Annotated in this window: 13 protein-coding genes; 3 read left to right on the forward strand and 10 right to left on the reverse strand. The window is 70.2% G+C overall.

The window, feature by feature from the left end; genetic code table 11:
* Positions 1–35 precede the first annotated feature (35 nt).
* On the forward strand, positions 36–1,031 hold the full coding sequence (locus tag ACWDNU_RS18095) for a hypothetical protein (protein WP_449669697.1): 996 nt from the start codon (positions 36–38) through the stop codon (positions 1,029–1,031).
* A gap of 288 nt (positions 1,032–1,319) precedes the next feature.
* Positions 1,320–3,179: a hypothetical protein gene (locus ACWDNU_RS18100; protein WP_449669698.1), complete on the forward strand. Its 1,860-nt coding sequence runs from the start codon at positions 1,320–1,322 to the stop codon at positions 3,177–3,179.
* Positions 3,180–3,336: 157 nt separating this feature from the next.
* Here ACWDNU_RS18100 and ACWDNU_RS18105 read toward each other — a convergent pair whose 3' ends face one another.
* The 4 genes from ACWDNU_RS18105 to ACWDNU_RS18120 form a co-directional block, all read right to left on the reverse strand.
* Positions 3,337–4,341: an aldo/keto reductase gene (locus ACWDNU_RS18105; protein ID WP_449669699.1), complete on the reverse strand. Its 1,005-nt coding sequence runs from the start codon at positions 4,339–4,341 to the stop codon at positions 3,337–3,339.
* Between the two features lie 69 nt (positions 4,342–4,410).
* Positions 4,411–6,000 carry a tyrosine 2,3-aminomutase gene (gene cmdF, locus ACWDNU_RS18110; RefSeq protein ID WP_449669700.1) on the reverse strand — a complete coding sequence of 530 codons (1,590 nt, stop codon included), beginning with the start codon at positions 5,998–6,000 and terminating at the stop codon, positions 4,411–4,413.
* Entirely contained in the window at positions 5,997–7,469 is a 1,473-nt protein-coding gene (locus ACWDNU_RS18115) for an MFS transporter (protein ID WP_449669701.1), read from the reverse strand. Before ACWDNU_RS18115 ends, cmdF begins: the two co-directional genes overlap by 4 nt.
* Before the next feature lie 17 nt (positions 7,470–7,486).
* Positions 7,487–8,212 (reverse strand): SDR family NAD(P)-dependent oxidoreductase, encoded by a 726-nt coding sequence (locus ACWDNU_RS18120; protein ID WP_370937622.1) that lies wholly within the window; start codon positions 8,210–8,212, stop codon positions 7,487–7,489.
* A gap of 95 nt (positions 8,213–8,307) precedes the next feature.
* On the opposite strand from ACWDNU_RS18120, the gene ACWDNU_RS18125 reads away from it, so the two are divergent.
* Entirely contained in the window at positions 8,308–8,871 is a 564-nt protein-coding gene (locus ACWDNU_RS18125; protein WP_370937621.1) for a MarR family winged helix-turn-helix transcriptional regulator, read from the forward strand.
* A gap of 19 nt (positions 8,872–8,890) precedes the next feature.
* Here ACWDNU_RS18125 and ACWDNU_RS18130 read toward each other — a convergent pair whose 3' ends face one another.
* The 6 genes from ACWDNU_RS18130 to ACWDNU_RS18155 all read right to left on the reverse strand — a co-directional run.
* A complete protein-coding gene (locus ACWDNU_RS18130) occupies positions 8,891–10,090 on the reverse strand; it encodes a 3-deoxy-7-phosphoheptulonate synthase (RefSeq protein ID WP_449669702.1) in 1,200 nt (399 codons plus the stop codon).
* 24 nt (positions 10,091–10,114) lie between these two features.
* On the reverse strand, positions 10,115–11,521 hold the full coding sequence (locus ACWDNU_RS18135; RefSeq protein ID WP_449669703.1) for an amidase family protein: 1,407 nt from the start codon (positions 11,519–11,521) through the stop codon (positions 10,115–10,117).
* Positions 11,521–12,534, reverse strand: a complete 1,014-nt coding sequence (locus tag ACWDNU_RS18140; RefSeq protein WP_449669704.1) for a hypothetical protein — start codon at positions 12,532–12,534, stop codon at positions 11,521–11,523. The genes ACWDNU_RS18135 and ACWDNU_RS18140 overlap by 1 nt, the downstream gene beginning before the upstream one ends.
* The gene (locus tag ACWDNU_RS18145) at positions 12,531–12,833 is read right to left on the reverse strand and encodes an acyl carrier protein (protein WP_449669705.1); all 303 of its coding nucleotides are present in this window, start codon (positions 12,831–12,833) and stop codon (positions 12,531–12,533) included. Before ACWDNU_RS18145 ends, ACWDNU_RS18140 begins: the two co-directional genes overlap by 4 nt.
* The gene (locus ACWDNU_RS18150) at positions 12,830–13,237 is read right to left on the reverse strand and encodes a hypothetical protein (protein WP_370937616.1); all 408 of its coding nucleotides are present in this window, start codon (positions 13,235–13,237) and stop codon (positions 12,830–12,832) included. The genes ACWDNU_RS18145 and ACWDNU_RS18150 overlap by 4 nt, the downstream gene beginning before the upstream one ends.
* A gap of 27 nt (positions 13,238–13,264) precedes the next feature.
* Positions 13,265–15,032: prenyltransferase/squalene oxidase repeat-containing protein (locus ACWDNU_RS18155; RefSeq protein ID WP_449669706.1), on the reverse strand; the 1,768-nt coding region annotated here is incomplete at its 5' end.

Consider the following 15,032-nt stretch of genomic DNA (forward strand, 5'->3'; position numbering starts at 1 on the left):
TGCCCGCCGTCGAAGATCGGCGGGAAGGCTTGTTGATGAACACCCATGAAGAACTGGTGCGGGAACTCAAGTCGTTGCGCAAAGGCCGCGGAGTGCACGCCGCGAGGATCGGGGAACGGATCGGCCCGACGCTGCGCGTGCAGTGCGGCGTCACGGAGGACGACGGTCCGGTCGCTATCCGGGAGAAGCTCGTGGCGCGGCTGACCGGCTTGACCGAGCAGTTGCCGGAGGACATGCGCCTGGCCACCGTGGCGGCCTTCGGGCTCACCGCCGACGTGCGCATGCCGCTGTACCGGGACCGCGTCGGCTGGGCCGCACCCCGGATCGACCGCGACGCGCGTACCGTGCGCCGCCGGGTCGACGAGGCTATCGACCAGCTCGCGGAACTGGTGGTGACCATCCCGCTCCAGCCGGACGGGGTCTGGCACACCGCGGAACTGCACGTGGTGGCGACGCTGGACCGGCCGCAGCACGAGGTGCTGGAGCAGTACCGCATCGTCGCCGACCACGACGGACTGCACGAACTCGACTTCACCTCGCCGGCGTTCGAACTGCGAGGCCTGCTCGATGTGGACGTGCTTTATGGAGGCACCCTGCGCGCCGGCGGCACGGCGCGGGGCCGCATGTCCCTCACGCCGCCCGAGCCGCTCGCGAAAGGCGACACGCATGCCTTCGCCATGAGGTACCGCCTTCCGCGACCGCAGGTGCTGCGGTCGTACGTGGTGCGCGAACTGGAACAGCCCTGCGATCTGTTCGATCTGCGCGTGCGTTTCGCCAGGTATCGCATTCCGCGCCGGGTGTGGACATTGCGCGACGTCACCAGTCCGCACGGCGGTCACCAACAACGAGTGGACCGCGCGGGGGAAATACATCAGCGATTCCAGCGGCTTTTACCGGGCCGCTCCTACGGCGCGCGCTGGGACGGTGATGAAGCGGGGAACGAGGTCTACGGGCACCACTGTTCGTGTGCGGATCGGAGCGCACCGCGGAGCACCGGCTTCGCCGAAGAACGGGTCTGGAACGTGAGCTGACCGGGGCGTTCGGTCATGCGTCAGGGGGGACACCGTGATGGCGCCGGAGATGAAGTCGTCGAGCTGGCCGGGCAGCCCATGTCCGGCCACCGGTTTGAGACCGCCTCGGCCTGTTCGCGCTGACGAATCCGCTATTGCGCCGCTCCTCCCCGGCGGCAGTTTCACCGCACGCGGGCGGCCATGTGCCGGTGTCCTTTTCGGTGGTCCACATCTGATCCACACTCGGTACACGCAGCGAATACATGCTTCCAGAATGCGCCATCACGGTGCTGAAAGGACGGCAGTGCGATGGACATCGACAAATCCCTTGTGGACTCACAAGTGCCCCGGCTGGAGGGGCTGGCCGAGTTGGCACCGACGTTCTCGGTGTCGGTGCTGCACTGCCACCCGGACGCGGACCCGAAGGCGGCGTTCCGCTCGCTCGTCAATTTCCTCCGGACCGCACTGGAGTCACGGGGCCGGGCACAATCGGTTCGCTGCCTCGGCGAGGTCGTGCTCGCCGAGTCCGACCGGATCGACGGCATCGGATCGCTGTTGGAGCTGGGCATGGATGGCCTGTATGCGTCCGCTCGTGAGCGTCGCACGGTGCCGAGTTGGTCGGGAGAACACCAACAGGTGCTCGATGTCGCCAACCAGTTGACGGTCGTGGTGCGCCGTGGAGCTTTCGTGGTGATACACACGCCGGTGAGCGACGAGGCGTTGCGCAAGTGGTCGCAGAAGTTCAACAAGCTCTATCGGTATCTGCCGAGCGCGATCCTGCGGAGAACGTTCCAGGGCGACGGGAAGACTTTGTGGCTGCGCGGAGTCCATCGCCGTCGCGTCACCAAGGCCGACAGCAAGACCTTGGGCGGTCTGCGGATCCAGGAGGTACTCGACGATGAGGACGGAAGCTTCGCGTTGAGCGCGGCCGTGATCGATTACCTGCCCCTGGACGAATCCGCCGTAGTGCGCGGCAGGCTGACGGTCAGTCCGGCGAGGTCGCACCTCTACTGGAAGTTCCGGGTCGATCTGCTGACGTTCCTCGCCGCCGCCACTGAAACCGTCACCCTGTTCGAGAAGTCTTTCGCGGTCGAACCGCCGGAGGATCAGTTCTGGCAGCTGGCGGTGCCGGAGACCGAACTGGCCAACGTGTACGGCGCGTACGACGTCACCATCGCCGAACCGGATGAACTCCCCGACGCGGCGGACCCGGACGGTGAACTGACGGAACGGGCGGAGCTGTTGCGGAACTCGTTCCTCGAAGTTCGCGGGCACCCCCAGTCCCCGGCGTTCACCGCGGTCGTCGGTTGCGAGGGGGCCGAGGCCGGCTCGCTGTCCATCAAACCGGTCGCCCGGGGAGGCTGCTTCGATCTGGACGTTCGCTTCGCCGGAACGCCCTCGAACGAAGCGGTGGCACGGCAGATCCGGGACGCCGTCGGCGACGGTGAATTGTTGAGGATCTACTACGAGTCGGGGCACACGTTCGACGAGCACCAGATCAATCTGCAGAACCAGACCGCACCGCCGTTCGCCAACTTGGACTTCACCGATTTCGGCAGTCACCGGGTGAACCAGGAAAAGCCCTCGGTGCGCGGCGACCAGGCCATCCATGACGCGATCGGCCTGATCAACGACCACTCGTTGTTCGCCTGGGTCGCAACGACTTACACCACCGGGTGGCTCGTCTGCGACGATGGCGCGGGCGAGGTCGCCGACTTCCTGCACCTGGTCGACGGCACGCTGACCGCCATTCACGTCAAGGGGGCACAAAGCATCTCGTCGACCCGGCACGTCGCGGTGACGGCATACCAGGAAGTTGTGGCGCAAGCGGTGAAGAACCTGCGCCTGCTCGACAACCGGGCGCTCGTCGAACGCTTCACCACCCCGCGGATCGCACGCCCGGCGGCCTGGCTCGACGGCACCCGGCGCACGGAACTGTCGGGGTTCGTCACCGAACTGCGGGCGCGGACCACCCTGAACAAGACCAAAGTGGTGATCGTGCAACCACACCTGCTGCGCTCCGTGCACGATGCGGCACGACAAGCAGCCGAAGAAGGCAAGCCGACCCGCGACTCGCGCAGCCTGACACTGTTGGACGGCCTGCTCCGAAGCGCGCGGAAAACCGTTATCTCGCACTGGGACGACTTGACCGTCATCGGCAGCGAGTAGCCTCGCGGCCCGCGCTACAGCCCGGACGTGATCACGCGACACCGGTTGGCGGGACTGCGCGTGTGCCGGGGATTCGGGGTGTATCGCCGACCTGCGGTGAAGCGCCCCGGCGGGACTGCACAAGAGAGGGACCGCCGGGGAACAGGCCCCGCGACAGTCAGCGGCCGTTGAGATGCATGGCGGATTCCCGGTAGCGCATGCCTTTCGTCGTCCCGGGCGGAACCGCGTTGTCGAGCTGCGCGATGTCTTCGGCGCTGAGGCGCAGGGACGCGGCTTGAAGGTTCTCGACGAGGCTGTGAGGGTGCTTGGTGCCCGGGATCGGCACGATGTCCTGCCCTTTGGCCAGCAGCCAGGCCAAGCATACTTGCGCCGGTGTCGCGTCGACGCGGGCGGCGACGGCGCCGACCGTCGAGACGATGGCGGTGTTGGCGGCGAAATTCTCGCGTCGGAAGCGCGGGTCCGTCCTGCGGTGGTCGCCCTTGGCGTACTCTTCGGCGGGTTTGGCGGTTCCGGTCAGGAATCCGCGGCCCAGCGGGGAGTAGGCGACCAGGCTGATGCCCAGTTCCCGCAACAGGGGTTGAATCTCGGCTTCGACGTGGCGTTCCCATAGCGAGTACTCGGTCTGCAGCGCGGTGACGGGGGTGACCGCGTGCGCTCGCCGGATCGTGGCGGGGGCGGCTTCGGAAAGGCCGAAGTACCGGATCTTGCCGCCGGTGATCAGTTCGGCCGCGGCGCCTGCCACGTCTTCGATGGGGACCTCGAGGTCGACCCGATGTTGCGACAGCAGATCGATGCGGTCGGTGCGCAGGCGGGTCAGCATCGCGTCGACGGTGCGGCGGATGTGGCCGGGCCGGCTGTTCAGCTTGCCGCGGGCGCCGGCCGGGGTGTATTCCCAGCCGAACTTGGTCGAGATGAAGGCTTTGTCGCGTCTGCCGCGCAGCGCCGTGCCGAGGAGTTCCTCGTTGTGGAAGGGGCCATAGCATTCGGCGGTGTCGAAGAAGGTGCAGCCGAGGTCGAGCGCCCGATGGATGGTGGCGATCGATTCGGCCTCGTCGGCGTTTCCGTAGGCGTGGCTCATGCCGAAGCAGCCGAGTCCGAGCGCGGACACAAGGGGACCGTCGGTTCCGAGGACGCGGGTGGGCAAGACGTCGTCGAACGTCAACGGGAGCCTCCCTTGGCTGTCAACGGGGTTCGAGGCCATGGCGTCGAGGGGCCGGCGATGCGGCCGGGGTCACCGCAGGGCGGCCCCGTGGTGAACGATCGCGTCGAGAAAGTGGCCGCGGGCGATCGCCGCGGCCAGTGCCTCGATCTCGTCGCTCAGATATCTGTCTTCGCGCAAGGCGGGGGCGATCGCCCGGACGTGGTGGTAGGTCACGCGGCCGAGCGGGCTGAGATGCGAATACCGGTCCGACACGTCGACGGCCTGGGCCGCGGCGAGCAGTTCCACGGCGAGGATCCAGTTGTTGTTCGCCAGCACCCGGCGGGCGTTGCGGGCACTGATCAAGCCCATGCTGACTACGTCCTGGTTGTCCGCGTTGGCAGGCACGCTTTGCGTGCTGGCCGGGGCGATCGTCCGGTTCTCGGCGACCAGCGCGCTCGCGGGATACTGCGCCCCGGCCAGCCCGCTGTGCAGGCCGGGGCTCTGTGCGATCAGGAATTCGGGCATGCCGTCGTTGAGGTGCCGGTTCAGCAGCCGGTGCGTCCTGCGCTCGGAGAACACGCTGAGCTGGGTGAGCGCGATGGTGCAGAAGTCCATGGCGAAAGCGATGGGCTGGCCGTGGAAATTCGCGCCGTGGAAGATCGCTTCTTCGGTGTCCCCGCCGAAGAAGAGCGGATTGTCGTTGGCGGAGTTGAGTTCGGTCCGCAACGCGGTCTCGGCGTGCCGGAGCGTGTCGCGGACGGCTCCGAGCACCTGCGGCACGGCGCGCAGGGTGTAAGCCTTCTGCAAGTAGACCTCTTCGTCGCCGCTGCGAGCCTGGCGAGACAGCTCAGCGTGGTCGACGGCGAGCCCGGTTCCGCTCAGCAACGTGCGCAGGTTGGCGGCGGTGTCGATCTGGCCCGGGTGCGGACGCGCCCGTTCGTGGCCTTCGGCGAGGAACGGCCCGGTCGAGCTCCGCAGCACTTCGACGACCAGTGCGGAAATGATCTCCGCCTGCCGTACCTGGTCGAGCGCGCGGCTGACGACCAGTGCGCCGATCCCGGTCATCGCCGACGTGCCGTTGATCAGCGCGAGGCCTTCCTTGGCGCGCAGCTGCAGCGGCACGATCCCGTGCCGCCGCAGCACCGGGCCGGTCGGAGTCCGCTCGCCGTTCTCGAGGACGTAGCCTTCGCCGATCAGGGTGCCGGCGACATGCGCGAGCGGAGCGAGGTCCCCGCTGGCTCCCAGCGACCCGATTTCCGGCACCGCCGGGGTGATGCGCAGATTCAGGTACGCCGCGAGCCGTTCGAGGACCGCGGGGCGCACGGCCGAACAGCCCTTCGCGAGTGCGTTGAGCCGGGCGGTGAGCATCGCCCGCACCTCGTCCTCGGCGAAGAGCGGTCCGACGCCGGTGCTGTGGCTGCGGATCAGATTCGTCTGCAGCGCCACCTCGTCTCCGGCGCCGATGGGGTGGTGCACCAGTTCTCCGTACCCGGTGGTGACGCCGTAAACCGGAACGCCTCGGCGCACCAGGTTCTCGAACGACGCGCGGTTCTTTTCGGCCGCGGCCAGCGCTGCCGGGGTCACCGCGCACGGCGCCCGGCCCTCGGCGATCCTGCGGACGCTGTCGAGATCCAGTTTGGTGCCGTCGAGTTCGACCGGCTGATCGCCGTCTGCCGTCACGATGTCACTCCTGCCTCGTTCGCGGTTCCCGGGCGGCCGAGCAACCAGCTCAGCGCCGCGGTGGCCAGGGCGAGCAGCGCGAGAACCCCGCAGGTGATTACGAACGCGGTGCCGAAGCCGCCTGCGGGGACCGACGCCGTGTCCTGCGGGTTGCGGCCCAGCGCGGCGCGGTAGAGCGTGCCGATCCCCGCGACCCCGAGCGCCATCGCGGCCTGGGTGACGGTGTTCAGCACGCCCGAACCCGCCCCGGTCAGATCCGCGGGCACCTGGGCCATGACGATGCCGATCAACGGCGAAACCACGAGGCCCTGCCCGATTCCGGACAGGCCGATGGTGGCCGCGAGCGCGAACGCCTGAGTGCCGGTCTCGGCATGCACGATGAACGGCATCGGAAGGAAGCTCAAGGCCATCAGGAGCGCGCCGGTGATCAGCACCCGCGTGCCGTAGCGCTCGGCCAGCCTGCGGCCGGCCGCCGACGCCACCGCGAACCCGGCGCCCAGCGGCACGAACACCACGCCGGTGCTCATCGGGTTCAGGTTCAGCGCGGACTGCAAATAGTAAGTCAGCACCAGGAAATAGCCCGCGTTGCCGGCGAAGAACACCGTCACCGTGGCCATGCTGGCCGGGAACCCGCGCCTGCGCAGGAGGCGGGCGGGCAGAAGGGGATCGCCGCCCCGCGCGGCGAGCCGGTTCTCGAACCGGAACAGGACCGCCGTCAGCAGCGCGGTGGCGGCGAAGCAGAGCCAGGTCCACAGCGGCCAGCCCTGTTCCGGGCCGATCGACAACGGGATCAGCAGGGCGGGCAGCACGGACGCGGTCAGCACGGTGCCCACCATGTCCAGCGGTGCGGCGGCCGCGCTGCGGCTCTCCCGCACCGTCGACGGCGCGATCAGCAGGATGACCAGCCCGATCGGCACGTTGATCAGGAAGATCGTCCGCCAGCGCAGGCCGGCGACGTCCGCCTCCAAGAGCAGGCCGCCGCCGATCAGCCCGGCCACGACGCCGAGCCCGATCACCGACCCGTAGGCCCCGATCGCCCGCCGCCGGTCTTCCTGCCGGGCGAAGGTGCCCTGGATGATCGACAGCACCTGCGGCATCAGGACGGCCGCAGCCGCGCCCTGCACGACCCGCGCCGCGATCAGCAGCTCCGCGGTGGGGCACAGCGCGCACAGCAGCGACGCCGCGGTGAAGGACGCCACGCCGTACTGGAAGACCTTCTTGCGGCCGAACCGGTCGCCGAGTTTGCCGCCGGTGACCATGCCCGCGGCGTAGGCGATCACGTAACCGTCGATGACGAACTGGATCTGGCCGAAACTGGCTCCCAGGTCGGCTTGGATGGGCGGGCTGGCCACGTTCACGATGAACATGTCGATCTGGCCCATGAACGTGGCCAGCAGCACGATCCCGATGCCGGCCCAGTCGCGAAAACCGGGCGCGGCGGAGGGAGGCGCTTCCGCGGAGGCAACCATTTTCTTCTCGTGTCTTTCTACCTGGTCGGGTGAGCGCCGCCGTTGACCCCGAAGGTCTGCCCGGTGATGTGCCGGGCGCCGGCGGAAGCGAGGAAGTGCACCGTTTCGGCGATGTCGGCGGGAATCCCCGCGCGACCGGTGCTGGTCGCCTCGACCAGTTGCTCGGCGCGCTCGGCGGGCAGCTTGTCCCGGAAGAACTCGGTCTCACGGACGTAGCCGGGCGCGACCACGTTCGAGGTGATCGAGCGCGCGCCGAGACGGCGGGCCAGGTCGACGTTCCACGACGCGAGCCCGGCCTTGGCCGCGCCGTAGGACCCGGAGCCCTGGTCGGCGGCGATCGACCCGATGTGGATCACCGAACCGCCCTCCGCGAGTCGGGGCTCGGCCGCGGCGGTGGTCAGCACCGCGCTGATCAGGTTCGCGTCCAGATTGGCCCGCCAGCGCGCGAGCACCCCGGCCAGCCCGTCTTGCTCGGGCAGATCGAAGTCGGTGTTGCCGCCGGCGTTGTTGACCAGCACGTCGATCGGCCCTTCGAGCCCGGCCAGCGCGGCGGTCACCTGATCGGGGTCGGTGCTGTCGCAGACGACCGGACGCACCGCCGGGCCCAGTTCGGCGGCGGTCGCGACCAGCACTTCTTCGCGTCGCCCGGTGATGTGCACGACCGCGTCCGCGGCGGCGAACTTCGCCGCCACCGCCCGGCCGATGCCGGTGCCCCCGCCGGTGACCAGGATTGTCCGAGTCATCTAGCCTTCCTTCGTGTTCGCTGGCCTGGATTGACGTTTAGGCCTAAATGATAGGCTGCCCGCAGCGTAGCCGACAACCGAGGTGGAGGTCCGGGATGAGCGCAGCGTCCGGGAATGCCCCCGCGCCGGACGCGGCCGACGAGATCGAGGCCGCCTGGCAGCGCGAACGGCCGGGCACGTCCACCGAGTCCATCGGCATCGTGACCCGGCTGTGGCAGCTGGCGAAGCTGTTCGGCGAGGACCGCCGCCGGGTGCTGCTCGACTCGGGCGTCGATTCGGCCACTTTGGACCTGCTCAGCGTGCTGCGGCGCAGTTCGCCGCCGTACTCGCTGACGACCCGCGAACTGGCGAGGCTGACCCTGGTCACCGCGGGGGCGATTTCGCAGCGGGTGGCACGGGCGGAACGCGAAGGACTGGTCGAACGGCACACCGAACCGCCCGGGCGGAGCGTGTACGTGACGCTGACGCCGGCCGGGCACGCGCTGGTGGAACAGACCGTCGACCGGGTGCTCGAGCGGGAACTCGAACTGGTTTCCGGGCTCAGCGGCGAGCAGCGGGCCCAGCTCGCCGAACTGCTGCGGACCCTCCTCGGCGAAGTGCAGACGCGGTGCGGCGACCACGGCATTTCGCACGTCGGCGACGTGGGCTCGGCGATTTAGGGCCGGCCGCCGCCAGGACTCACAGCAGCCGGGTGAAATGCCGGACGACCTCCTGCGCCTGAACCGGGTTCAGCCGGGGATCGCAGGCGGACTCGTACCGGTCGAGTGCGAGCGCGCCGGTCAGCTCGGCGGGCGTGTCCACGCATTCGGTCACCGGGTCGGGGCTCACCTCGAGGTGGAGTCCGCCCGGATGCACCCGGTGCTCGCGCAGGATCCGGCAGAAGTGCCCGATCTCCGCCTGGATCTCCGTCACCACGCGGGTTTTCCGCCCGCTCCCGGTCTTGCGGGTGTTGCCGTGCATGGGATCGCAGAGCCAGGTCACGTGCCCGGCCCGCGAGCCGAGCGAGGCCATCAGCGCGGGGAGCCGGCCGGCGATCTTCTCCGCGCCCATGCGGATGATGAGGCTCAGCCGGCCGGGCCGATGTCCTGCGGCCAGGCGGTCGACGACGGCGTTCAGCTCGTCCGCGGTCGCGGTCGGGCCGATCTTCACCCCGACCGGGTTGGTGATCTGCTCGGCGAACGCGAGATGCGCGTGATCCAGCTGCCGGGTGCGCTCGCCGATCCACACCAGGTGCGCCGAGGAAGCGTAGCTGCCGCCGCGGGCCGGGTCGTGGCGGAGCAGCGCCTGCTCGAAGTCCAGCAACAGCGCTTCGTGGCTGATGTAGGTCGGCGCCAGCATCGAGCTGATTCCGCTGCTGCCCTCGGAAAGCAGCAGCTGCCGCATGAAAAGAGCGTCCAGGCCGCGCGCCGCGACGTCGTAGGCGGTCAGCATGCGAGCCGGATCAGGCCGCCTTGCCTCGGCGGTCGGGCTCAGGCCGTTCACCGCGTCCCCGCGGTAGACCGGGATTTCCTCGCCGTCCGCCAGGGTTTCCGTCGCACAGGAACGAGGTTTGGCGAACTGCCCGGCGAACCGGCCGATCCGCACCGTCGGGACTCCGGCGGTTTCGGCGGTTTCGCAAAGGTGGTGCAGCTGGGAAGCCTTGGCCTGGATCCGGTGCCGCGCCGAATCGGCGAACAGTTCGGCACAGTCGCCCGCCTGGATCACCACGGCCTCCCCGCGGGCGACGAATTCGAGTTCGCCGGCCAGCGCGTGACAGGACTGCGCGTCGACGAGCGGCGGCCTGGCGCGCAATTCGCTGCGCACCGCGGCCACCGCGTCCGGTGCGGGCCATGCGGGCTGATGGGCGGCGGCGATTTCCAGCACTGCGCGGGGGATCATCGCGGTCTCCTGGTGAGGGGGTGATCACGCGGGACGGAGGTCGGACGGCGCCAGCCGGAGCTGGATCTGCCGGGCCAGGTCGATCAGGCGTTCTTCGCCGCCGGGCGGCCCGACGATCTGCACCCCGAGCGGGGCGCGGTTCACCGGGCTGAGCCGGACGGGCACGGCGATGGCGGGCAGTCCGGCGAAACTGGCGATCGGGGTGTAGCCGATCCGCCGGTCGTAGCCGGGCTCGCCGGGGGCGGGAATGGTGGTGGCGACCGGGCGGCTGGTCCGCAGATCGGGCGGGGGAGAGGGATCCAGCGGAAGCAGCCAGGCGTGCGTGCGGTCGCCGAAGCGAGCGGCGTTCTCCTGTCGGCAGGAGAACATCGCGTCGAGGATCTCCGCGTACTGGCTGTCGCTGACCCGGGCGCCGACTTCCAGCGCTTGTTCGGTGCTCGCGTGCAACGGCACGGTGATCCAGTGCCGCCAGAGCTGGTAGCCGTCCCATGCCTGCCGGGCGCAGAGCTGCCAGGCGGAGCCGCGGTGCTGCCAGAGGTCGTCCACCCTCAGGTCGGCGATCTCGTTGCCGTCGTCGGCCAGCGCGGACGCGGCCAGGTCGAGCGTTTCCAGCATTTCGGGACTGCACGAGCCTTCCCGGACGTGGACGGGCACGCCGATGCGGCAACGGGAAGGCAACGGCTGCCCGGCCGGTCCGAGCAGGGCACGCAAACCCAGGCGCTGCCACAGAAACGCGAGATCCTCGGCCGTGCGCGCCACCCAGCCGACCGCGTCCATCGGCGGGGACAGCGGGAAGATGCCGCGCAGCAGCCCCGGATCGTGGGTCATCCGCAATCCGACGGTGCCGCAGTGCCCGGCCGGCCAGCGCACCGACCCGAGGACGTCCGTGCCCAGCGCGAGATCGCAGAGGTTCGCGGCGACGGCGACGCCCGCGCCGGTACTCGAACCCGCGGGGTCGATGTGCGGGAAATAGGGATTCACGCAGCCGGAGCCGACGCCGATGTTCAGCTCGGTGCTCACGACCTTGCCGATCACCTGGCGCTCGACCCCGGCGAGCCGGGAGAGCGCTTCGGCCGACGCGGCCGGATGGTGCCGGTAATGGCGCAGGCCCAGCGAGGTCGGCAGGCCGGCGACGTCGACGGTGTCTTTCACGCCGACGCGGATCAGCGGCGTGCCCGCCCCCGGGCCCCGCCGCGCGGTGACCGCCCGGTACCGGGCGTCGGCGACGGCGTGCCAGGTTTCATTCTGCTCCGCCCATTTCCGGTCGTCCCATTCGCCCAGCTCGTGCAGGCGGCACCGGTCGGCGAGCGGAAGCCCGAGCAGATCCGGCAGCGCCGGGCGGTCGTCCGGCCAGGAGATTCCCGCGGCCTCGGCGTAGCCGCTGACCGCCGCGGCGGGATCGGACGGGAGCGGACGGGCCGAGGCGGCCATCAGATCGCCTCTTCCAGCGCCGCGCGGGGTCCCTGTTGCGCGAGCGCGTACAGGGCGGTGACCGCGATCTTCCCGGTCGCGGTCCGGGGAATGCGCCGCACCCGGTGCATCGCCCGCGGCGGGGTGAAATCGTGCAGCACCGCCCGCAGCCGGGCGGAGATCTGCTGGCGCGAGTGTTCCCGGTCGAGGCTGTAGAACAGTTCGTAGTGCTCGGCGCGGACCGGATCGCGCACGGGCAGGCAGGCCACGTCCAGGCCGTCGACCGAGTTCCGCAGCGCGGCCGAGAGCTCTTCCAGGTTCACCCGCTCGCCGTTCACCTTGATCAGGGCCGAGGCCCGCCCGTGGAACTCGAAGGACCGGCCCTCGCGGCGGATCACGTCGGGCAGCCGCCACGTTTCGGGCCGGGCGGCCATGTCGCCGCGCCGGGCCAGCCGGGGGCTGCGGATGTGCAGCCACTGGCCGGGGCCCTCGTCCGGATCGGCGAACTCGACGTCGGGCAGGAGCTGCCAGCGTCCCGTTTCGCTGCCCGGCGGCGCGATTTCCCGGTGCGCGACCCCGCCGGTCTCGGTGGACCCGAACAGTTCGAACGCCCGGAAACCGGTGCCGGACAGCGCGGCCAGCACCTCGCCGGTGGCCTGCACCGTGGGCCCGGTCCCGTGCAGGGCGACCGCCGACGGCAGCGCTTTGACCTGGCCGAGCAGGTGCCGCAGCACCAGCCAGCTGGAGGGCAGGCAGACGAACAGCGTGCGCTTCTGCTCCAGTTCGGGCGGCAAGCCCGCCGGCGCGTGGGTGAGGTGGTGCACGGGAATGCCGCGGATCTCCGGCAGCACCTGCGCGAAGAGCCTGCCGAACAGGTGCTCCACCGGCGCGAAGCTCGCGATCTGCTCGACGTCGCCGACGAGTTCGTCCGCGATCAGTCCGGCCTCGGCCCGCAGCTGGTCCGGCGTGCGCAGCCACACCGCGGGCGAACCGGTGTGCCCGGACGTGCGGAACTCGATTTCCGGCGCGGTCACCGGGTGCCTCCGAACACGGCCCGGTCTTCCAGCTGGGAGTGCACGAACTCGGCGATGCGGTCCATCCGCGCGAAGGTGTACCGGACGTCGTGCTCGACGAAGTCGACCTCGATGCCGAATTCCTTTTCCACGGCGGTGACGCATTCCATCGCGCCGAGGCTGTCGTAGCGGTCGCCGAGCGTCTCCGGGAGCGGCGCGTCCTCGGGCAGGTCGTCGATTTCCGGGCCGAACAGACCGGCCAGCACGGAGCGGGTGCGGGTCCGGAGGGAGTCGAGGGTGGGCACGGGGGAGGAGGTCATCGGTTTCCCTTTCCGGTGGCGTCCGCGCGACGGAGTCGTCCCTGGACGCCGAAGTACACGGATTCCTTGGGCGTGGGCCGGAATTCCAGGTAGAGGAACGGAGTTCCGGCGGTCATGCCGAGCGCGTCGGCGAGCACGGCGGCCAGCTCTTCGTAAAAGACGTGATCCCGCCCGACCGACACGCAGCAGACGACACTCGCGTGGTGCAGTCCTTCGCTGTCGTGCGGGAGAGCCTCGATCGGCATGCCGCCGACGAACACCGTGCCCTCTTCGGTCTTTTCGAACCGCACGACCACATGCCTGCGGTCGCTGTCGTGGTCGGAGAACCAGCGGGTCAGCCGCACGGCGATGGCGCGGCGTTCGGCGGTGGGCAATTCGGCGGTGCGAATGGTGACAGTGGGCATGATTTCCCCAGGACGAACGGTTTTCCCTCAGGACAAGGAGAGGGCGGGCAGTGCGGTCCGGAGCCCGGCGACGCGGTCGCGCAGCAGAGTGCCGAGACAGTCGGCCAGCACCCCGCCGCCGCCCGGCGCGAGCGGTGTCCACGCGGTGCCGTCCGCGCGGCCGAGCCGGTCGAGAAACACCGCCAGCCGCGGGGAATCCACCGGGATCCGCTGCCGGTCGGCGGTCACCACCGCCTCGTAAGTGCTGAGCAGATCCGGCATGCGCGAACCGGTGTTGGCGAAACCGCCGCTGGTCACCCGGTGCCGGTCGAGCAGACCGGCCAGTTCGCCGGGCACGCTCTGGCCCAGTTCCGCCAAGATCCGCACCGCCTGCAGCCCGGCGCGGAGAGTGGGTTCCGCCCCGGGAACGTTGCGGTAGCCCTGTTCGGCGCGGCAACCCGCGACGAAGTCCTGCAGCCGCAAGGCATCCAGCGCTTCGGCGACCGGGATTCCCAGCAGCCGCAGGCTTTCCACGGCGGCAGCGGTGGAGACCAGATCCGATCCGCGGCCCTCCCAGTAGCCGAAACCGCCGTCCGGGTTCTGCAGATCGCGCAGCCAGCCCGCGATCTCCCGGGGCGCGGCGGGGTCGGCGGCGGCCGAGCCCGCCGCGAGGGCCCAGAGCGTGCACCGCACCTCGCTGCCGCGGGCGGGCATGTACATGACGCCGCCCTCGTTCGGCAGCCGGCATCCGGCCAGCCAGGCACGCCACTGCTGCTGCCGCGGGTCGTCGCCGGGCGAGAGCAGCGCGGTGGCCGCGGTGCTCAGCGCGTCCCCGGCGTGCTCGGGCTCGCGATAGGTGAAACCGCCCGAGGGACAGGACAACGCGTGCAGCCGGCGCAGCACCGGACCCGCGTGCTCACCGGTGTCCGCGCCCAGCGCCCGCAGCGAGCCGATCGCGCAGAACTGCGCCCAGACGTCGGCGACGTCGTAACCGGCCCACCGGACGAACGAGCCGTCGGGCAGCCGCCGGTCCAGAATCCAGTCGAGGCAGCGCTGCCGCTCGTCCGGGGCCGCACCCAGCGCTTCGAGAGCGGCGGTGGCCCGGTACGTGGCCCACAGGCACGGGACGTCCGCGGACTCCCCGAACCGGAAACCGCCGTCGGCCCGCTGCTGATCCCGCAGCCAGCGCACCAGCGCGGCGCCGTCCCAGGGAAGCTCCAGTTCCGGTTCCGCGATGCGCAGCGCCCGCCAGGACATCACGCCGTAGAAGCAGGCACGGACGTCGGAAGCCGTGGTACTGGCGTGTTCCGGCGACCAGCCGAGGCCGCCGTCCGGCGCCTGCAACGCGCGCAGCCAGCTCACCAGGCGGCCGCGGTCCGGCGGGTCGTCCCGGCACAGTTCGACCGTGCTGCGCACCGAGAAATGCGTGGCCCATACGTCGGGGGCCTGCCCGGGCAGCATCGCGTACGCGTCGCCGGACCAGGTGCGGCGCAGCCAGTCCCGCGTCGAGCCGGGCCGGGGGAGTCCGGCGCCGAGTTCGGCCATCCCCTGGGTGCAGTAGAACGTCGCCCACGCGTCGGAGGCCATCCCTTTGCTCCAGGCGTAGCCGCCGTCGCTGTTGCGGCGGCTGCTCAGGTAGCCGGCGGTCGCCGCCTGACCGGGCAGGTCGCGGATCCGGTCCAGCCACGCGGCCGTGCGGATCGCGGCGTAGGTGCACCACACCTTGCGCTCGAGCCGGTCGACCAGCGCGGTGACGGACGCGGGCGCGAGCCCGGCGTACTCGGCCAACTCCTTCGGCGTAAGCGGGCCGAGCCGG

This window comes from Amycolatopsis sp. NPDC003676, assembly GCF_053587275.1.